Raw genomic sequence first — 18605 nt, forward strand, 5'->3', positions numbered from 1 at the left:
CCGTTGCTCGCCGCTATCGCGCCTTTGCCTACGCTGGATCACACGCGTGTCATTTCGTGTTCAGGCCACTCGTCGTATCATGGCACGAGCATTCATCAAAGGAGCCGCCCATGAGCAACAACATCGCCCCCACCATAGCACTGCGCAATGGTGTAGCCATGCCGCAATTAGGGTTGGGCACATGGCCCATGGACGATGCAGAAGCAACGCGTGCGGTCTCCGGTGCTTTGCAGATGGGTTATCGGCTCATCGACACGGCAGAGAACTATCGCAATGAAGCCGGCGTAGGCGCAGGCATTCGTGCGTCTGGCGTTGCTCGCGATCAACTATTCGTCACGACTAAATTCAACCGCGAATGGCATAGCGTCGAAGGCCCTCGACAGGCCTGCGAGGCGAGCTTGAAACGTCTGGGCCTGGACTATATCGATCTGCTGTTGATCCACTGGCCCAATCCCAAACAAGACCGTTACGTCGAGGCTTTCCAAGGGCTGACCCGACTGTTGGAAACCGGTCTGGTACGCGCCATCGGGACGTCTAATTTCACTGTGCCGCATTTACAGCGTCTGCTGGGCCAGGGTTTGGTACCGCATGTGAATCAGATCCAACTGGACCCATATCATCTACGCAGTGACATCGTCGCGCTGCACCAAGCCCACGGCATTGTCACGGAAACGTGGAGCCCGATCGGCCGCGGGGGTGACATGCTGGCCGACCCGGCGATTGCCGCCGTGGCAAAACGTCACGGCCGCACGCCGGCTCAGGTCGTGTTGCGCTGGCATACCCAGCGCGGTTTCGTGCCCGCGCCCAAATCCTCCGACCCGGCTCGGCAGGCGCAGAACCTGAATATTTTTGATTTTCAGCTATCAGACGATGAAATCGCTGCACTGAACGCGCTGGATCGTCCCGATCCGAACATGTTGGACGCGGAACGGTTCGGGCATTGAACTCGTATCACCAACGATGCTGATACGTCAGCGTCAACAACGCTCCCGATGCCGGTAGACGGCTGGTGTTCGTGCTGCTGCGCATCAGTTGGCTATAGAGCGGGTAGTAATCGCGATTGAACAGATTTTCCACGCCGACGATCAAGGTGTCCTTGGGCGTGAACTCATACCGGCTCATCAGATCCACCGTGAAATAGCTGCTCACGTCACGGCGCCCAAAGCCCTCGTTTCCATCCAGACGATAGTCCTCGGCGCCGAAGTAGTTCGCTTGTACCCGGGTGCTCCACCGTTCAGTGGGGCGGTACTGTAAATACGCGGTGAGCTTGATCGGCGGAATACGAAAACCCGTCATATCCTGCCAATCGCCATTCTCGGGCTGTTCGCGGCCTTTCATCCAGGTAAAGGTACCGCCTGCGCCCCATTTCTCGTCGTCCGTGAGGTAATCGACAGTCCCCTCGATACCGTAGATGCGCTCTTTCGTACGCGTGAGGATCAGACCATTGTTGAAACTCTGCACATCCCCCAGTTTTGACGTCGTGTAAAACACCGCCAACGAGGCCGAGGTGTTGCTACCTATGCCGCCGCGCCATCCTAACTCGTAGTTATTGGTCTTGACTGGCTGCAGGTCCGACGATTCGATATCGAATCCCGGCCGCGCATTGCGCATCTGCACGCCGATATCGGGCAGTTGGAATCCCTGGCTGAAATTGGCATAGAACTCCTGCCCCTTTACAGGTGCATAGGCCAAGCCCGCGTTAAATAGAAACGCGTCGTAGCTGACCGAGCCACCATCCACGGTTGCAGGCGACGGCACGCGCAATTGAGACAGCGGCACAAAATCGTCGAACTTTGCGGTGGCATATTCATAACGTATGCCGCCTTGAGCCGACCATTGCTCATTGAAACGGTGCTCCAACTGGGCGAACACGCCCGTGCTGCGCGTGGTCAACTCGGGCATATAGGTCAACTGGCCCGTCTTGCGAAAGACCCGGCCACCGCTGGCGTCATACGCCGACGCATCGAAAATATCGAGCGGCATATCGCTGCGTTCCTGATTGAAATCAGCGCCCCAGAGAACTTTGGATTGATCCCCCAAAGGCGTATCGACCGTCAAACGTCCGCCTAGCACCTTGGAATTTTGCGTCACCTGATCGACCTGATTTCCCCGGGTGACCACTGCACGAGCATCAAACGGCGTGAAACGCGTAAAGTAGTCGCGGTAATACATTTGCCCGGTGATTTTGCTGCCCAGCAGATTCAAATGCTGGTATTCCAGGTTCACCAACGTATTGCGGATCTGATTCTGATCGGCGAGCTCCAGACCGCTCATGGGTAATGCCCGCGCAGTCCCCGGCGGGAGCCGCGCTACCGATGGATCAGAGGTGTAGTCAGAGTCCTGGTCTGCGTTGTAATAGCTGGCGGAAAGCTGCACACGCTGGTTCTCGTCGATGCGCAGCCCCAGCTTGCCGCCGACGCTATAGATATTCGAATCAAACAGATCACCTTGGCTGGGCTCGGGTGCAATGCGTCGGCCGTGAGCGTCGTACGAGGCCCCATTGTGACGCGCGCCCAAGTCAAAGGAATAATCCAGCATCCCCTCACTGCCCGCGAAATGCTGCTGCAGCTGCCCGCCCAGTCCATCGGCATGCAGACGCGTCAACGGACTCACGCCGGTCAGGGTCGTCTCCGAGACAAACTCCCCGCCTGCCGGACGAGTCGTAATCGACACAATCCCGCCCGTCGCACCAGCACCGTAGATGGAACTGCTGCCCCTTAATACCTCGACACTCTCGATCGTAGCGGGGTCGATATTGGCCAGATTCCGGGAGGAATCCCGATTTGTATTGAGCGGGATTCCATCTACCAACACCAGGATGCCACGGCCGCGCAACGTCTGCCCGTAATCGGTGATCGTACGGCTCGAATCCGCCATACCCGGCACTGCCTTTGCCAGCACCGTTGCCAAGTTGCCCGATCCCGTACGCAGCTCTTGCAGAGCATCGTGCTCCAGCACAATCGTCTGCTGCACGGGACTCACCAGATTGCTCGACGTACGCGAGGCGGACACTTCAATGGGCGCCATGACCGCCGCATCCGCTGCCGTTGCAGACTCGGGAGCCGCATTAGCCTCGACAATGATCGCCGCTCCCTCCCGCCGGGCATGCAAGGAAGTTCCCTTGAGCAAGGCATCTAATGCCTGCTGCGGCGACATGCGCCCTGAAACCGCGGGAGCGTTCAGACCAGCCACCGTTTGCGGCGCGTAGAAAATCTGCAGGCCATGCGCCTGGGCCAGATCCCGCAACGCCTGGTCCATCGATTGAGCAGGCATATTGATCTCGACCGGCGCTGGCTGTGCCTGGACATTGACGGCCCCCAGACTCAACATCAATGCCACCCCCACAGGCCCCAGGTATGGACTCACCCGCGCCCTGCTCCCCGATTTCCTTCGCTTCACCTTGTCGACTCCAATACTATTTGACGACGGCAACCACGCCGCCTAGCTCAATCAGGGAGAAGACGAAATTCCAGAAAAAAACCTGAATCGCCGGGCCGGTTATTTTGTAACAGCGGTGGCAGCAACGATTTCCCGACGGCCGTCGGCCAGTTGACGTACCTGCACAGGCAGAAAATGCGGCAAGGCAGCGAGGAACGCGTCCGTATCATCCGTCCGGAAAACGCCGCTGACCTGCAGTTTTCCCAATGACGGCTGCGCGGCCAGGACGACGGGCTGCTGACGATAACGCGATACCTCGCGCGCCGCACTGGCCAAGTCTGTCCCGCGAAACACGATCTGCCCTTTGCGCCACGACAATTCCGCCGCCACGTCCACGTGCTGCGGGGCCCCGGCACGGCCATTGGCGCCTATGCGAACAGCGCTACCCGCCACCACGGCGACAGGCTCGGTATCATCGCGCCCGGCCACATTGACCGAACCGGACTCGACCACCACTGACAACTGATCAGTATCGCGGCGCACATCGAACCGCGTCCCCGTAACCAATGCCGTGCCAATGCCTGCATCAACCAGAAATGGATGCTTGGCGTCCTTTTCCACCGAGAACAACGCCTGGCCAGCCAGCAACTTCACACGCCGCGCGGTCTCATCAAATCGCACCTGAATATGGCTGCCGCTGTTCAACTCCACCACAGAGCCGTCTGACAAGGTCACGTTTTGCCGCTCGCCTAAAGCGGTGCGATATTCCATCTCAATCACACGGCTCGGCCAATGCCAGATCGCCAGTCCGAGCACAAGTGCGCCCGTACAGAACGCCGCGGCAGCCTGACGCCGATTCACGCCCGAACGGCGTGGCCGCGCCGTGGCCAACGCTTGCAGGCGCTCCTCAGGTATGTCAGCCGCCACCTGCCAAATGGATTCCAAGACGCGATACTCATAAGCATGACGCGGATCGGCCGCCAGCCACGCATCCCGCTCGGCCCGCGCCGTATCGTCCCACTCGCCGGAATGGGCGCGCGCAAACCATTGGGCCGCCTGGGCACGAATGGGATCAGACCCGACGGCAGCGCTCACAGCAAAACCTCTATCACGAGCGGACACTCAATCCGGCGCATAGGCCCCCAATCGCTCTCGCAAATGCAAGGCAGTACGAATCATGTATTTCTCGATCATGTTTTTGCTTAAACCCAGGCGTTGAGCAATCTCGGCCTGCGTCAAGCCCTCCACGCGCTGCCAGACGAATACCTGGCGGCACTTGAGCGGCAACTCCTGGAGCGCGGCCTCCAGGGCATGGCCGAGTTGGCTGGCGCGGGCCTGAGAGACTGGGTCATGTAATGGATCGGCATAGGTCGCTATGGTATCAAGCGGCACCCATTCCTTGGCGCGATCGCGTCGAAACGCATCGACGGCGGCGTTGCGAGCTGCCTGGTGCAAATACGCCCGTGGCTGGGCCACGTCTGCAGAGCCTGTCTCCAGGCACTTTACCAAAGCGTCATGCGTCAAATCCCGCGCCGCCTCCCGGCACCCCAATTTCCGGGTCCAGACCGCGAGCAGCTCTTCGTAATAGGCGAGAAAACCTTGCGGGCGAGATCGGCGGGCTGACATGACAGAGGATCGATAAGATCGAACATGATAATGTTTTTTATTTGCATTAACAAATGCAGCCCGCACGATGACAATGGCGATGCCACTCGCTACGTCACCTCAATACCACTAGGTTTGTGCCGACGAAACCTGTTGCTTCTGTTCAGCCATCACGCGCAGCGCAATCACCGCCGCTTTGCCGACATGCTCGGCACACAGCTTCGATGCCAGGTCGGCATCATGGCTGCGAATAGCGGCGATGATTTCCTGCAGCTCTTTGACGGTATGGTCCAGCCGCCCAGGCTGGCTCATGGAAAACCGGCGCAGCGAATTAATGCGGTTATTCAATCCTGTCAGCATTTCCTGAACAATCGGATTGCCACAAGCCTTGAGCAACACACGATAAAACTCATTTTTGGCCTGAACCAGGGCTTTCTGATCTACATTTCCCTGACAGGCGGCCACACGCTGCAAACTGACCTCCAGAGCAGCGATGTCCTGCTCCGACGCATGCTGCGCGCAACCTGCGCCAGCCAATGCCTCCAGCGCCTGGCGCACCGCATAAATGGACTTGGCCTCTGCCAGCGTGATCTCTGCCACGGCAGGCCCGCGATGCGGCACGATGGTGATCAGCGCTTCGGCTTCCAGCTTCTGCAAGGCCTCGCGCATCAGAGAACGGCTGACATCGAATAGCTCGCACAACTCGCGTTCAACCAGTTTCTGGCCTGGCAGAAACGTGCCATCGATAATAGCGTTACGCATGCTATCGATGACCTGTTTCTTCAGCGAGACTTCGGCACGTTCAAATTGAATACTCATGGCCTCATTATTGCTTGAATTTCTTTTGCGTGGAGTTGTTCATTGCGGTCGAGGCGTGGGGGCTTTTTTTGCCGTGGTTGTTGGCTGTGGCATGCGTAGTGCGGAGTTCTTTTGGCGCAGGAGGTCGGCGTGTAAAAGCCCCGCCGGGCCTATCGCCGCGACTCGGCCCATGAGCAGGGGCCTCGGCCCGCTTCGCGGGCTAAATCGCGGCTCAACGGCCCGGCGGGGCTTTTACACGCCGACCTCCTGCTCGCAATGGCTGCCATTTACGGATGTCATGCGCTTTGCTGCATCAACGCTGTTGAGTTGCGTTCACGATACCCGGATGGCGCTAGCTCAACCCATCGCATTGCCAAAGCCGGTTTCAAAAAACAGCTGATGGCCATCAGCCCTCGTTGCATTCCCTCATCATGAGTCCCTGTCGCGTGCCTGGGCGTGGTGCCGGGCCGTTGAGCACGGATTTAGTCCGCGCAGCGGACCGAGGCCCCTGGTCACGGGCCGAGTCCGTGCGATAGGCCCGGCACCACGCCCAGGCACGCGACAGGGACGCCTTCAGAGAGACAATCAACAGCAGCAAACGCCCACAACACCAACAGCGATTAAAAAACGCCAGTCAGCGCTTAAGCAACAAGCACTAAACCATCGGCTTGTCCATGCTGCCCAAGCCAATAAATCCGATTCCTAGGGATTAATAGGAATATTCGCGTCATGAATCAATTTAGCAAAGCGGTCCAGGTCTTTGCTCGTCAAGCGCGCCATCTCGCCGGGGCCGCGCCGCTCGCCCTGCGGCGCCAACGCTCCCGATGAATCCAACGAGGCCTTTACCTTTGGATCGTCCAGCGCATAATTCAGGGCATTGACGAGCTTGTCCACCCGATCCTTGGGCGTATCTTTCGGAGCTGCCAAGGCGTTCCACACCGCGATATCGAACTCCGGCACGCCGCCCTCGGCAAACGTCGGCGTGTCAGGCATTTGCGAAATACGCTCGGGACTGGCGACCGCCAAAGGCACCACTCGCCCGCCTTTGCTGGCTGGAATCATGGCGACGGTCTGATCGATCAGCATGTCGACCGTGCCGGCCATCAGATCGACCAAGGCGGGTCCAGTGCCGCGATACGGAACCATCTGCGCTTTCGTCTTCGTCAGATAGAGAAAATATTCCGCCCCGATGTGCGCCGTGCTGCCCGGGCCGCCATTGCCCAGGTTCACGCTGGGCTTAGACTGATCGCGCAATCGTTTGAGCAAATCCGGCAGGTTCTTGATGCCGCTGGCCGCACTGACCGATAGCACCATCGGCACCTCTGCAACCAGGCCTATGGGCTCCATTTCCGTTTTGGGATCGAACTTCATGCTGCGATACAGGGTCGGCGCAATCGCAAACGAACCCATGTTGCTGAACATGATCGTGTAGCCATCGTTGGCCGCGCGCAAGAACTTTTGTACCCCTGGCACGCCACCGACACCGCCCAGGTTCTCAACGATAACGGTCGTGCCGAGATCCTTGCCCATGGCCTCGGCGACAATGCGGGCCAGCGCGTCGGTAGAGCCTCCTGGCGCATAAGGCACCACCATGGTGATTGGTTTCTCTGGATACGCCGCGTGTGCCGCACTCGCGAGGACGACCAGGGTCGTCGCCAGCACGGGGCGAAGAAATTTACGCATGAGTGTCTCCCTCCACCTTGTCTCAGGCGGATGTCAGTTCAGCATTAAAAATGAACGGCCGGATCTGAACGGCCCCGTTCAACGCTGCATATCGCGCTGGTCTATGCAGGGGGCCAATTCAGTTATTGTTGTGCTGTCATCCCCGGCCTCAGACGCCGGATACGCCTATTTCTCGGTCCCGGCGGCTTGTGCTTCGCGATATTCCTTGATCGCTTCAGAGGCGATCCGGAACGAATCCATCCCCGCCGGAATACCGCCATAAATCGCCACGTGAGTCAGCGCGCCGCGGATCTCCGACTCTTTCAAGCCGTTGCGCAAGGCACCTTTGACATGCAACGACAACTCATGCGGACGGTTCAGCACGCTGATCATGGCCAGATTTACCAGACTGCGTTCACGGCGCGTCAGGTCATCATTGGCCCAGCACAATCCCCAGCACGCCGTCGTCGTGATTTCCTGAGCGATGCGATTGAAATCGGTCGCATTGGCGATCGACTTGTCCACGTGTTCGGCGCCCAGCACTTCGCGTCGGACTTTCAGGCCTTTTTCGTACAGTTCATTGTTCATAGTCTTCCTTGACAGTGAGAAAAGCGTTAATCAAAAAGGAACAGCCTGACACGCAGAAAGAAATGCCTGCGGCGTCAAGCCCGGCAGATCGTGAAAATCACGAACGCACCGGTATTTACTGGGGATCTGCGTGCCCGCGGATCGTGATGCCGGCCCATTGCTCCATGACACGGGCGACGTCCGAAATATCGGCGTCCTGGCCAAAGGTCGCCGTGGTGATCGCCAGCATCTCGCGTATCGCGACGCTGACAGGCATGGGAATGCCCATGGACGCAGCCTCTTCAATGCAAAGCGTCACGTCTTTGTGGGACAGCTTGTTGGCAAATCCCACTTGAAAACGGCGGGTCAGAACCTCGTTGGGGATCTTGTGCGTGGTCGCCGTATTACGGCCGCTGCTGGCGTTGATGATTTCCAGCGCGACGGCCGGGTCGACGCCTGCCTTTGTTGCCATGGAAAGCGCTTCGGACGAGGCCACCAACGCCGCCGCCGACAACATGTTGTTGGCCAGTTTCGCCGCTTGCGCCAGACCCGCCGCCTCGCCGGCGTAAAGCACCTTGCCCAGTGCCTGGAATATCGGCTCGACCTGATGGCGAACGCCCGTAGCGCACGACACCATCAAGGTCAACGTCCCTGCCGCAGCGCCGGTGACACCGCCGCTGACCGGGGCTTCGATCCACTCGATGCCGCGCTCACTGACGATCTCCTGGGCGCGTCGCGCGGCCCTGATACCTATCGTCGACAGATCGATCACCCGGCGGACCTTTGCGCCTTGCCGTAACTCCAGCAAGACAGATTCCACGATCGCCGGTGTCGGCAGGCTCAAACATATCGTCCCGACTCGATCCGCCAGCGCCCTGACACTGTCTGCCAAGACAGCTCCGCTGTCTTTCGCAGCGGCCCGAGCCTGCTCGGAGGCGTCGAATGCATGCACCGCATATCCGGCTTTCAGCAGATTCCGCGCCATGGGCAGACCCATGCGCCCCAACCCGACAAAGCCAATTTCCTGGTTTTCCAAGACCGTCTCCTTTTATCTGATTGTATGACAATAAGTCAATCCTACGGAAATGACGTAGACGAGCACATCAGTAATAACCCTGAGACGTGCGCATCGGCATAAGCGGCCAGCCTGCCCACTCCCTTCCGGGAAATCCCCTACGCATTGGGCCTTGATGACACACATAAATCTATAGGACACTTCGTGTCATTAAGGAATCGTTTTTAACTACAATCAGCATCAGGGAAAAATCATGCGTATATCCAGGCTTCTTATCTCCGCCCTTTTTTTTGCGGTCAGCTGCAGCACCGTCGCGGCGCAACCCTATCCGGAGCGTGCCGTGCGGCTCATCGTGCCTTTTGGTGCGGGCGGCATCACCGATATCGTGGCGCGCCAGGTGGGCAAGGAATTGGGAGACGCCTTGGGACAGAGTGTGATCATTGAAAACCGCCCTGGCGCTGGCGGCGTGATCGGCGCGCAACTCGCGGCCACGTCCGCCCCGGACGGCTACACCCTGTTCCTGGGTACGGTCGGCACACAGATCGTGAATCCGCTCGTGCGCGACAAGATCTCCTATGACCCGAATCGCGATTTTCTGCCGGTCGGCATGGTATCGAGCTCACCGTTTATGCTCGCCGTTCATCCCAGCGTCCAGGCTCAGGATTTTGCGCAGTTTGTGACATATGCCAAGGCCCATCCCGGCCAGCTGAATTTCGGCTCCGCGGGCAACGCCAGCTCACCGCACCTGGGTCTGGAGCTGCTGAAACTCACGTCCGGCGTCGACATTACGCATGTGCCGTTCAAGAGCGGCATCGAAGCCGTCAACGCAGCGATGGGCGGCCAAGTCGACGTCGTCATGGACGCTATCCCTGTCATCATGCCGCAGGTCCAGGCCGGCAAGCTCAGAGCGCTGGTACTGGCAAATCCCAGCCCCCTGCCCTCGGCCCCTGGTGTGCCTACCAGCGCAGACGTGCATGTTCCCCAACTGCAAATCAGTTCCTGGAATGGGCTGTATGTCCCGGCCGGCACCCCGGCGCCGATTGCCGCTACGTTAAATACAGCCCTGCAAAAGGCCCTGTCCTCGCCTGCGCTGAGTGAACGCCTGGCCTCGCAGGGGACGCAGATGTACAAAGGAACCAACGAGGAATATCAACAGTTCATCACCGCCGAAAAAGCGAAATGGACCGACATCATCCAACGGGCCCATATTCGATTGGACTGATGGCCGTACCGCGCTTGAGGTCCCGAGACATGGCACACGTCATCGTGCGCATCAGGGATGGCCGATCGCGCAGCACGACCTATCAGTCATAACGCACAACGCAAAACATCACACGAAAGGAAGCACCATGGCAGACACCATGCACCTGTCCAAACAAGAACTGATCGAGAAAGCCCAGGCCGAAATGCGCCGTCAATTCGCCGACTCGCAGTGGACACCGCGCGAACGTCTCGCGCTGACCTGCCGCATCTTGTTTGACGGCGGCCATGATTCCGGGCTGGCCGGACAAATCACCGCGCGCGCAGAAACCTCGGGCAGCTATTACACCCAGCGCCTGGGGCTGGGCTTTGACGAAATCACGGCCAGCAATCTACTGCTGGTCGACGAAGACCTGCACGTACAAGAAGGCGACGGCATGCCGAACCCGGCTAACCGTTTTCATTCGTGGATCTATCGCGCCCGGCCTGACGTGCAGTGCATTATTCATACGCATCCGTTGCATGTCGCCTCGCTGTCGATGCTGGAGGTCCCGCTCGAGGTTTCGCACATGGACAACTGCACGCTGTATGGCGATGTCGCGTTTCTGGAAAAATGGCCTGGCGTGCCCGTTGGAAACGAAGAAGGCGAAATCATCTCGGCAGCCCTGGGCGACAAGCGCGCCATCCTGCTCTCGCACCACGGCATGTTGGTAGCAGCGACGACGATCGAAGAAGCCTGCGTGCTGTCACTGCAATTCGAGCGCGCAGCCCGCATGCAATTGCTGGCCATGAGCGCCGGCACGATCCGGCCCATCCCGCCGGAGCTCGGCGCGGAGGCCCACGATTGGATCTTGACGCCAAAACGGTCACAGATCGGCTTCGCGTATTATGCACGTCGAGCCCTGCGCACCCATACTGACGTGCTGACCTGATCCGAATTGCCTATGCAAGACCTGCCACACCGACTTCGCGCCCTGCGCCGCCAACAAGACCTCTCGCTGGAGCAACTCGCCCAGCGTACGGGCCTGACAAAGAGCTACCTGTCCAAACTGGAGCGCGGCCTGAGCGAGCCCTCCATTTCCACGGTGCTCCGCCTGGCGCAGGCCTACGATATCGGTGTGTCGCAGCTGGTCGGCGCAGACATGGATGCACAAGAAGAAACCACCAGCATCGTGCGCGTGGCAGACCGGGAGCCTCTGGTGCGCGATGGCACCCATGTCGGCTACCACTACCAATCCATGGCCGGCCGGCGCAAGATCCGCACGATGGAGCCCTTTGTCGTGCGCCCGCCGCGCAAGTTTCCCGCAGATAAAGCCGTATTCCCGCACCCAGGCGAGGAATTCATGCTGGTCCTGAAAGGCTCGGTCGAGGTCCACGTCGGCGAACGGCAGTTCCGGCTGGATTGCGGCGACTCGGTATATTTCGACTCGGAACTCCCCCATCGCATGCGTACCGTCAGCCGGGAAATCGCCGAAGTGCTGGTCGTCGCAGCTCGCTGATGCCAGCGCTGCGCTGCTGACCCGCCGGCACGGCGAGGCAGTGTTGCATCCACCACAGAAACAGGACTGAATGAATTGCCATTGTCAAGCCTTGGCTGATATCATTTGTCCTTGGGTGTTTGCCGCCCATCTTGTTGTACCCCCTCTTCCACCATTTCACTCACCACCAGGGAGGCGTCTGATGTCCATCGTTCGCAATGCTATCCCCAGCGTGGACCCGCGACACCTTTAAGTCGTCGCTGGCGCTGGGCCGCCCGCCAAGCTCTTTTCGCTTGTAAGTACGCGTTCTGCGCACTTGCGGCAGCCTATCGCCCATTCCAGACATTTTGCTCGGCCTATCCGCCTCTACGGACGCGCGGCAATGTGTCTTTCTATTGCTTTTGTTGAAAGCCCCGGCATTCCTCACGATACCGGGCAATAAAAAATGGCTCGAAGAAAAATCGATTTTCGCGGACAAGCGTTTAAGGACGTTTTAGGTTTTACGTTCCGGCATTGGCGCGAGCAGCCCTGGCGCGTTCTGCTGATCATTCTATTGGTGCTGCTCTCGGCCACAGCGGATGTGTTGACGCCCATGTTTGCCGGACGGCTGGTCGACGCAGTGGCGGCGGGCATCTCCAGCGGCCCTGGCGCCTGGGATATGGCAACGACCGCATTCTGGGCGTTGGCCGCGTTGGCGCTAGGCAGCACGATCTTTCTGCAACTGGTGTACTTCAACATCATCAAGCTCACGCTGAACATGATGACCGCGGTTGCCTCGCGCGCATTTCATCGTGTACAGCGACTGTCTACGGATTGGCATGCCAATAGCTTCGCCGGCTCGACGGTGCGCAAGATCACGCGCGGAATGTGGGCGCTGGACTTGCTCAACGACACCTTGTTGATAGCGTTATTGCCATCGATAGGCATGCTGGTGGGCGCGACCATTCTGCTGGGTGTGCAATGGCCCATCATGGGGCTGGTGGTGGGCGTGGGATCACTGGTGTACATCTCGGTGACGGCCGCCTTGTCATTGGGTTTTGTCGCGCCCGCCGCACGCCTGGGCAATGCCTGGGATACGCGGCTGGGCGGCGCCTTGGCCGATGCCGTGACCTGCAATGCGGTCGTGAAAGCCTTTGGCGCGGAGTCGCGCGAAGAGATCCGACTGGAGCGCATCCTAGGCAAATGGCGCCACCGTACCCGGCGGGGCTGGGTGCGCGGCACGCTCAACGGTGGCGTACAGGGCCTCATGCTCGCAGCCATGCAAGCCGCCATTCTGGGCTCTGCCCTGCTGCTCTGGGCCAAAGGACAAGCCAGCGTCGGTGACATCACCTTTGCATTGACGATGTTCTTTATCCTGCAGGGCTATCTGCGCGATATCGGCATGCACATTCGTAACCTGCAGCGTTCGGTCAACGATATGGAAGAGCTCGTCTCGCTGCACGCACAGCCGCTAGGCGTGAGCGACAAACCCGATGCGCATCCTATTGCGATCCAGGCGGGTGAGATCCGTTTTGAAAACGTCACGTTCCGATATGGCGCACATCCTGTCGCGCTATACGACGATTTCTCGGTGCGCATCAAGCCCGGCGAACGCGTGGGCCTGGTAGGCCATTCAGGCTCTGGCAAGACGACGTTCATCAAGCTGATCCAACGTCTCTATGACATCAACAGCGGCCGCATCGCCATCGACGGCCAGGATATTGCTGAGGTACAGCAGGCCTCGTTGCGCAGCCAGATCGCCATCGTACAGCAGGAGCCTGTGCTGTTTCACCGCACGCTGGCTGAAAACATTGCCTATGCCCGGCCGGACGCCACGCGTGTGGAAATCGAACAGGCCGCCCGCCAGGCCAGTGCCCATGATTTCATCATGGCATTGCCAAAGGGCTATGAAACCATGGTGGGTGAGCGTGGTGTCAAACTCTCTGGCGGAGAACGCCAACGAGTGGCCCTTGCGCGCGCGTTTCTGGCCAATGCGCCTATCCTGATACTGGACGAAGCGACATCGAGCCTGGACAGCGAGAGCGAAGCCTTGATCCAGCAAGCCATGGAACGCCTGATGGCCGGGCGCACGACGCTGGTGGTTGCACACAGGTTGTCTACGATACGTACCATGGACCGTTTGCTGGTCATGGATAAAGGCCGCATCGTCGAGGAAGGCAATCATCACGCCCTGATGCGACGCGAAGGCGGCCTGTATCGCCGTTTGCTCGAGCGCCAAGCCCTGGAATTGACCAAAGGCCTGACCTTGCCCGATGGCGCGCAGCAACGCCGCCCGCTCAGGGCATTGGACACGGAGGACGATGCCATACTGACCGAAAGCTGAAAATTTTTCGGCGCAAGCGGGGCCACGCCCCGCCCTACTGCCGCTCAGTTCTGCTCGTTATATCGTCCTCGTTATATCGTCCCCACTAGGACGTTGTATTGCTGTCATATGAGGGGCGCTACAATTAAGCGTTTTTCGGCCGCGGGCCATGGCGCCCCTCCGCCTTTTCATTTCCCAAGATTCACTCCATGACCTCCTCTGTTTCCGGGCCGCGTTCGCCCGGCCTGGTGCTGTTTGCGCTCGCTATCGGCGCATTTGCCATTGGCACCACCGAATTCGCCACCATGAGCCTGCTGCCGTATTTTGCGCCCGCGCTCGGTATTGATGCACCGACGGCGGGCCACGTCATCAGCGCGTATGCGCTGGGGGTAGTGGTCGGCGCACCGTTGATCACCGTGGCGGCGGCCCGGCTGCCTCGACGTGCACTGCTGCTGTTGTTGATGGGCAGTTTCGCGCTGTTCAACGGGCTATGCGCCTTTGCCCCTACCTATGAATGGATGATGGTGCTGCGCTTTCTGAGCGGCTTGCCGCATGGCGCCTACTTTGGCATTGCCTCACTGGTCGCCGTGTCACTGGTGCCGGAGAACCGCCGTACCCAAGCAGTTGGCCGCATGTTTTTGGGTCTGACGGTAGCCACCATCATTGGTGTTCCCATGGCCAACTGGCTAGGACACGTCGTAGGCTGGCGTTGGGGATTTGCCTTGGTAGCCGCGACCGGCCTGCTCACCGTATTGCTCGTTGCCTTGTTTGCGCCAGCCACGCCCGCCGACCCCAAGGCCAGCCCGCTGCGCGAATTGAGCGCGTTACGCCATGCTCAGGTCTGGATGACACTCGGCATAGGCGCAATCGGCTTTGGCGGCTTGTTTGCGGTCTATACCTATTTGGCCGACATTCTGCTGGAGGTGACTCACGTCTCGCCCGATGCCGTCCCATTGGTATTGGGGGTATTTGGCATCGGCATGACCGCGGGCAATCTGATCATTCCCAAATTTGCCGATCGTGCGTTGATGCCGACCGCGGGCGGGTTGTTGGTATTCAGCGCGGTCTCGCTGGTGCTGTTTACGTTCAGCATCGACAGCATCTGGACGATTACGCCTGCCGTCTTCCTGGTCGGTGTCGGCGGTGCACTGGGTACGGTATTGCAAACACGCCTGATGGATGTGGCAGAACACGCCCAAGGCCTGGCCGCTGCGCTGAACCACTCGGCCTTCAATACTGCCAACGCGCTGGGGCCGCTGCTGGGCGGACTGGCATTGTCCCAGGGCTACGGCTGGCACGCACCAGGCTGGGTCGGCGCCCTGCTCGCTCTGGGCGGATTTTTACTCTGGTTGATTTCGGTCTCAATGGATCGGCAACGCAACACGCTGCAGCAGGCAACGTAAAGCAATGCAAAACCAGGGCTCGAATCTCGCAAAAACAGCGATCCGAGCCTAGGCAAAACCCGTTGCGTTCCCCTATGATCGGGAAGCGCTGCGGGGGATCCCCCCCGGCACGTATCGTTTCGCTCATCGCTTTCAACCCAAGGAGTCACATCATGGCAGGTTGGTTTGAACTAAAAAAAGCAAGCAACGGACAATTCCACTTTTCCCTGAAAGCCGGAAATGGGGAAATCATCCTGACCAGTGAGATGTACGAGACCAAGGCCTCGGCCTCGAACGGCATCGCCTCGGTACAAAAGAATAGCGGTGACAGCGCCCGGTACAAATCGGCGACATCATCGAATGGCAAATTCTATTTCTCGTTGCGGGCCGCTAATAATCAGGTCATCGGCAACAGTCAGATGTATGCGTCCGAGGCCGCGCGCGATGGCGGTATCGAGTCCGTCAGGCAAAATGGCGCGACGGCGGATATCCGCGATAACAGTTGATACCCTCGAGCCGCTACCCGGTACGTCGATATACAGGCGTACCGAGGATCACTTGGCAATGCCCAGAAACACCGCCAGACAACGCTCTACCTCCAGCAACGCATCGGCATGAATCCGCCCAAAGGCGGGTCCTATTTTGTCGCGTTTCACGGTTATCGACTTATCAACCATGATTTGAGAAGGTTTCTGCAGACCGTTTTCAGGGCTCGGTGGGATGGTGATGCGCAGCAGAGGCGCGGCAACCAGTGTGCTCGTCACGGGCAATACCGCCACTGACGAGTGCTCGTCAAACTGATCCGCCTGGATGACCAAAGCCGGCCGTGGTTTTCCAAAATCGCCCTGCATCGCGACACTCACGAAATCGCCGCGCATTATTCCGTCCAACCCTCGATCTCGCCCAGCGCCTCGTCCATGAGATGTTGCAGCACAGTGTCGGTCTGATCTGCCAGCGCGGCTAGCCGAGACTGACGGCGGCACTCGTCGGCAAACCCTGGGCGCCGTGTGTCCGGCACCCAGATCTGCACTGGACGCAATCCAGCCATCCGCAGCGCGGCGCGGTGCTTTTGTACGCGTGAATTAACGTCAGCCATGTCGACATGCTCCCTGTTACATGCAACATGGTAGCCCTTAAAGCCGTTACATGCAACAGCGGCTGACGCAAATGTTCCCAAGTCCATTTCCATTCCTTTTCTGCAACCTATGATTGTGCTGGTTGAGAAGAATGGCGGCTATTCGTAGTTACCGCAAAAGCCTCGGTCTGCTCGGGCGTCGATCGCTTACAAGAACGATTTGCCGTGCTCCAGGACTTGATCGCACGCTTTGCGGGTGATTTCTTCTTTCATCCCGCCGCCACTCAAATCCAGGGATTTGCCATCGCTACCCGTCAATACGCCAGAGGCGCCCTTGGTGTAGCCCTCGTCGGACGAGGCCTTTTCTGAGCCACCCAACTTTCCGACCAATTTATCTTTCACCGACGACGCGTCACCGCCGCTCAGGTAATTATTCTTGATGCAAAACTCGAGCACGCCTGCAGCATTGCCCGCCGTGCCGGAACCCGCCGAGCCGCCCAGAGCCGACAACGCCGAACTGCTATCGCCGCCTAGAGCACTGCCCAGACCTTGCGTCGCGCCGCCAGTCGAAGACCCGGTCTGTGCAGCGTCGCCGCCCAGTTGACCTTTGACAGCGTCCATCAATTGCGCATGCGCGCCGGTCGCAAAAAACGGTGCGGCGATGAGGGCCGCAGCGCTGATGAGATATCGATGATTCAGTTTCATTCGGTGCTCCAGGCTGATAAAACCACAGTCATCCTAGCGGGCACGTGCAGCAAGCAACAAGACAAACAACGCAAAGACGGCAACGCGAGTGCGACAAAATTTGACGATCGAGGAGCTTGCACCATGAGGCTCTCTCCCACGAGAACTATCATCGGCACGCCAGCGTGGTAACACCTCGAACCGGATTGTCACGAGTACGACATACCGGGCTCATGCCGCGCTGCGCGCCAATGGCACACAGCCCGCGATCCCGTAAACAATCGCTGCGCCAACCGTGCAAAGCTATCTCGCACAGCGGGTTTGCAACGCCTGCAAATCGGGTTCGACACCTATGCCGGGGGCCTGGCCTAAATGGGCGAATCCGTTATCCAGTTTTAGCAACGGTTCGCTGAGCAGCGTACGCAGCGGATTGTCGTTCGCGTCGATTTCCAGCAAGCCGCCGTGGTGAATACCATCGACAGCCGCCAGCAGATGGGCCGATGCCATCAGGCCGATGCCCGCCCCCAAGTAATGCGGACAATAACGCAGGCCCGCGGCCCGCACCGCCTGAATGACGGGCAAACACCCCGAAATACCGCCCCATTTAGCCAGGTCGGGCTGAACGACTTGCAAGAACCCCGCACCGATGCCTGCCTGAAACATCGGCAGACCCAGATAGTTCTCGCCCGCGGCCAGGGGAATCGCGCTGTGGCGAGACAACGCTTGCCACTCTTCGAATGGCCGATCCGCGCGCAGCGGCTCTTCTAACCAGGCAAGATTGAATTCGGCCATCGCCGCCATCATGGTGGCGGCTGTCGGCGCGTCCCAGCCTTGATTGGCATCCGTCATCAACGGCATATCCATGCCGATCACATCGCGGGCATCTCGCAGGTTCTTTAGATCGCGCTCCTGGCCGAAGCCGAGTTTTAGCTTGAAGGCGCGATAACCCTCAGCGTACTTTTTTCGCACCATGCTGGCCGGATCATCGGGATTGATGCCGCTCGCGTAGACCTGGACTTGATCATGCGTGCCTCCCAGAAAAGCCCACAACGGCTGACCAGCACGGCGAGCACATAAATCCCACAGCGCCAGATCAATGCCTGCGATGGCCTGCGCCATGGGCCCCGGTTCGCCGGACTGCAGGGCCAGGACTTCCGTTGCTGCCGTCAGATGTGCAAAGGCGGCGGCGGGATCTTGGTATTCGCGATCCAGCAGCAAAGGCTGCAATACCGTCTCGACCAGCAATGCCCGATGCTCGGCCCCGCACGACGGGAAATTGCACCAGACCTCGCCCCAGCCATGCGCGCCGTCACGATCCTCTATACGCACAAAGACGGCAGGACGGCTATACATCGTACCGAACGAGGTACGCACGGGGCTTTCCAAGGGGTAGCGCAGCACGTGCACGCTGAGTTTGGCGGGATGGACACTGCGGTCGTTATTCGTCATGGCTCTGGAA

At 59.3% G+C, this 18605-nt stretch carries 18 protein-coding genes; 7 read left to right on the plus strand and 11 right to left on the minus strand.

Annotated elements, in window-relative coordinates; translation table 11 throughout:
• Nucleotides 1-110: 110 nt before the first annotated feature.
• Nucleotides 111-944, plus strand: coding sequence for an aldo/keto reductase (locus tag ACYVI2_RS00765; RefSeq protein WP_415822053.1), 834 nt, complete (start codon nucleotides 111-113; stop codon nucleotides 942-944).
• Between the two features lie 7 nt (nucleotides 945-951).
• Here the strand turns inward: ACYVI2_RS00765 and ACYVI2_RS00770 are convergent, their stop codons facing one another.
• From ACYVI2_RS00770 to ACYVI2_RS00800, 7 genes are all read right to left on the minus strand, one after another.
• Nucleotides 952-3330: a TonB-dependent receptor gene (locus tag ACYVI2_RS00770; RefSeq protein ID WP_415822057.1), complete on the minus strand. Its 2379-nt coding sequence runs from the start codon at nucleotides 3328-3330 to the stop codon at nucleotides 952-954.
• 168 nt (nucleotides 3331-3498) lie between these two features.
• Nucleotides 3499-4473, minus strand: a complete 975-nt coding sequence (locus tag ACYVI2_RS00775) for a FecR family protein (RefSeq protein ID WP_415822054.1) — start codon at nucleotides 4471-4473, stop codon at nucleotides 3499-3501.
• Nucleotides 4474-4500: 27 nt separating this feature from the next.
• Nucleotides 4501-5004 carry a sigma-70 family RNA polymerase sigma factor gene (locus tag ACYVI2_RS00780; protein ID WP_415822055.1) on the minus strand — a complete coding sequence of 168 codons (504 nt, stop codon included), beginning with the start codon at nucleotides 5002-5004 and terminating at the stop codon, nucleotides 4501-4503.
• Between the two features lie 108 nt (nucleotides 5005-5112).
• Entirely contained in the window at nucleotides 5113-5802 is a 690-nt protein-coding gene (locus ACYVI2_RS00785; RefSeq protein ID WP_415822056.1) for a GntR family transcriptional regulator, read from the minus strand.
• 681 nt (nucleotides 5803-6483) lie between these two features.
• Nucleotides 6484-7464, minus strand: a complete 981-nt coding sequence (locus tag ACYVI2_RS00790; protein WP_415818200.1) for a Bug family tripartite tricarboxylate transporter substrate binding protein — start codon at nucleotides 7462-7464, stop codon at nucleotides 6484-6486.
• Nucleotides 7465-7629: 165 nt separating this feature from the next.
• Nucleotides 7630-8031: a carboxymuconolactone decarboxylase family protein gene (locus ACYVI2_RS00795; protein ID WP_094820814.1), complete on the minus strand. Its 402-nt coding sequence runs from the start codon at nucleotides 8029-8031 to the stop codon at nucleotides 7630-7632.
• Nucleotides 8032-8146: 115 nt separating this feature from the next.
• Nucleotides 8147-9046 (minus strand): NAD(P)-dependent oxidoreductase, encoded by a 900-nt coding sequence (locus tag ACYVI2_RS00800; RefSeq protein ID WP_415818198.1) that lies wholly within the window; start codon nucleotides 9044-9046, stop codon nucleotides 8147-8149.
• Between the two features lie 232 nt (nucleotides 9047-9278).
• Here ACYVI2_RS00800 and ACYVI2_RS00805 point away from each other — a divergent pair, with 232 nt between their 5' ends.
• The 6 genes from ACYVI2_RS00805 to ACYVI2_RS00830 all read left to right on the plus strand — a co-directional run bounded on the left by ACYVI2_RS00805 (nucleotide 9279) and on the right by ACYVI2_RS00830 (nucleotide 15893).
• Complete coding sequence (locus ACYVI2_RS00805; protein ID WP_415818196.1) at nucleotides 9279-10247, plus strand: Bug family tripartite tricarboxylate transporter substrate binding protein; 969 nt, start codon at nucleotides 9279-9281, stop codon at nucleotides 10245-10247.
• 127 nt (nucleotides 10248-10374) lie between these two features.
• Nucleotides 10375-11157, plus strand: coding sequence for an aldolase (locus ACYVI2_RS00810; RefSeq protein WP_415818194.1), 783 nt, complete (start codon nucleotides 10375-10377; stop codon nucleotides 11155-11157).
• 12 nt (nucleotides 11158-11169) lie between these two features.
• Nucleotides 11170-11724: a helix-turn-helix domain-containing protein gene (locus ACYVI2_RS00815; RefSeq protein ID WP_094820811.1), complete on the plus strand. Its 555-nt coding sequence runs from the start codon at nucleotides 11170-11172 to the stop codon at nucleotides 11722-11724.
• 424 nt (nucleotides 11725-12148) lie between these two features.
• Nucleotides 12149-14026 (plus strand): ABC transporter ATP-binding protein, encoded by a 1878-nt coding sequence (locus ACYVI2_RS00820; protein ID WP_415818192.1) that lies wholly within the window; start codon nucleotides 12149-12151, stop codon nucleotides 14024-14026.
• 188 nt (nucleotides 14027-14214) lie between these two features.
• Nucleotides 14215-15408, plus strand: a complete 1194-nt coding sequence (locus ACYVI2_RS00825) for an MFS transporter (RefSeq protein ID WP_415818190.1) — start codon at nucleotides 14215-14217, stop codon at nucleotides 15406-15408.
• A gap of 152 nt (nucleotides 15409-15560) precedes the next feature.
• Complete coding sequence (locus ACYVI2_RS00830; RefSeq protein ID WP_415818217.1) at nucleotides 15561-15893, plus strand: YegP family protein; 333 nt, start codon at nucleotides 15561-15563, stop codon at nucleotides 15891-15893.
• Between the two features lie 48 nt (nucleotides 15894-15941).
• On the opposite strand, the gene ACYVI2_RS00835 is transcribed toward ACYVI2_RS00830, so the two are convergent.
• The 4 genes from ACYVI2_RS00835 to ACYVI2_RS00850 all read right to left on the minus strand — a co-directional run bounded on the left by ACYVI2_RS00835 (nucleotide 15942) and on the right by ACYVI2_RS00850 (nucleotide 18595).
• Nucleotides 15942-16250, minus strand: a complete 309-nt coding sequence (locus tag ACYVI2_RS00835; protein WP_460490247.1) for a type II toxin-antitoxin system PemK/MazF family toxin — start codon at nucleotides 16248-16250, stop codon at nucleotides 15942-15944.
• A 14-nt stretch (nucleotides 16251-16264) separates the two neighbouring features.
• Complete coding sequence (locus tag ACYVI2_RS00840) at nucleotides 16265-16483, minus strand: antitoxin MazE family protein (RefSeq protein WP_415818188.1); 219 nt, start codon at nucleotides 16481-16483, stop codon at nucleotides 16265-16267.
• Nucleotides 16484-16669: 186 nt separating this feature from the next.
• Nucleotides 16670-17167 (minus strand): YjjA family protein, encoded by a 498-nt coding sequence (locus ACYVI2_RS00845; protein ID WP_415818186.1) that lies wholly within the window; start codon nucleotides 17165-17167, stop codon nucleotides 16670-16672.
• 282 nt (nucleotides 17168-17449) lie between these two features.
• Complete coding sequence (locus tag ACYVI2_RS00850) at nucleotides 17450-18595, minus strand: mandelate racemase/muconate lactonizing enzyme family protein (protein ID WP_415818184.1); 1146 nt, start codon at nucleotides 18593-18595, stop codon at nucleotides 17450-17452.
• Nucleotides 18596-18605: the final 10 nt, after the last annotated feature.

The organism is Bordetella tumbae, from assembly GCF_054780995.1.

What these genes read in the sequence shown, in the direction of transcription:
- ACYVI2_RS00785 (WP_415822056.1), bottom strand. Translation starts at nt 5,802, where the DNA reads ATGAGTATTCAATTTGAACGTGCCGAAGTCTCGCTGAAGAAACAGGTC.
- ACYVI2_RS00850 (WP_415818184.1), bottom strand. Translation starts at nt 18,595, where the DNA reads ATGACGAATAACGACCGCAGTGTCCATCCCGCCAAACTCAGCGTGCAC.
- ACYVI2_RS00830 (WP_415818217.1), top strand. Translation starts at nt 15,561, where the DNA reads ATGGCAGGTTGGTTTGAACTAAAAAAAGCAAGCAACGGACAATTCCAC.
- ACYVI2_RS00815 (WP_094820811.1), top strand. Translation starts at nt 11,170, where the DNA reads ATGCAAGACCTGCCACACCGACTTCGCGCCCTGCGCCGCCAACAAGAC.
- ACYVI2_RS00825 (WP_415818190.1), top strand. Translation starts at nt 14,215, where the DNA reads ATGACCTCCTCTGTTTCCGGGCCGCGTTCGCCCGGCCTGGTGCTGTTT.
- ACYVI2_RS00790 (WP_415818200.1), bottom strand. Translation starts at nt 7,464, where the DNA reads ATGCGTAAATTTCTTCGCCCCGTGCTGGCGACGACCCTGGTCGTCCTC.
- ACYVI2_RS00810 (WP_415818194.1), top strand. Translation starts at nt 10,375, where the DNA reads ATGGCAGACACCATGCACCTGTCCAAACAAGAACTGATCGAGAAAGCC.
- ACYVI2_RS00820 (WP_415818192.1), top strand. Translation starts at nt 12,149, where the DNA reads ATGGCTCGAAGAAAAATCGATTTTCGCGGACAAGCGTTTAAGGACGTT.
- ACYVI2_RS00845 (WP_415818186.1), bottom strand. Translation starts at nt 17,167, where the DNA reads ATGAAACTGAATCATCGATATCTCATCAGCGCTGCGGCCCTCATCGCC.
- ACYVI2_RS00795 (WP_094820814.1), bottom strand. Translation starts at nt 8,031, where the DNA reads ATGAACAATGAACTGTACGAAAAAGGCCTGAAAGTCCGACGCGAAGTG.
- ACYVI2_RS00805 (WP_415818196.1), top strand. Translation starts at nt 9,279, where the DNA reads ATGCGTATATCCAGGCTTCTTATCTCCGCCCTTTTTTTTGCGGTCAGC.
- ACYVI2_RS00770 (WP_415822057.1), bottom strand. Translation starts at nt 3,330, where the DNA reads ATGTTGAGTCTGGGGGCCGTCAATGTCCAGGCACAGCCAGCGCCGGTC.
- ACYVI2_RS00765 (WP_415822053.1), top strand. Translation starts at nt 111, where the DNA reads ATGAGCAACAACATCGCCCCCACCATAGCACTGCGCAATGGTGTAGCC.
- ACYVI2_RS00840 (WP_415818188.1), bottom strand. Translation starts at nt 16,483, where the DNA reads ATGGCTGACGTTAATTCACGCGTACAAAAGCACCGCGCCGCGCTGCGG.
- ACYVI2_RS00780 (WP_415822055.1), bottom strand. Translation starts at nt 5,004, where the DNA reads ATGTCAGCCCGCCGATCTCGCCCGCAAGGTTTTCTCGCCTATTACGAA.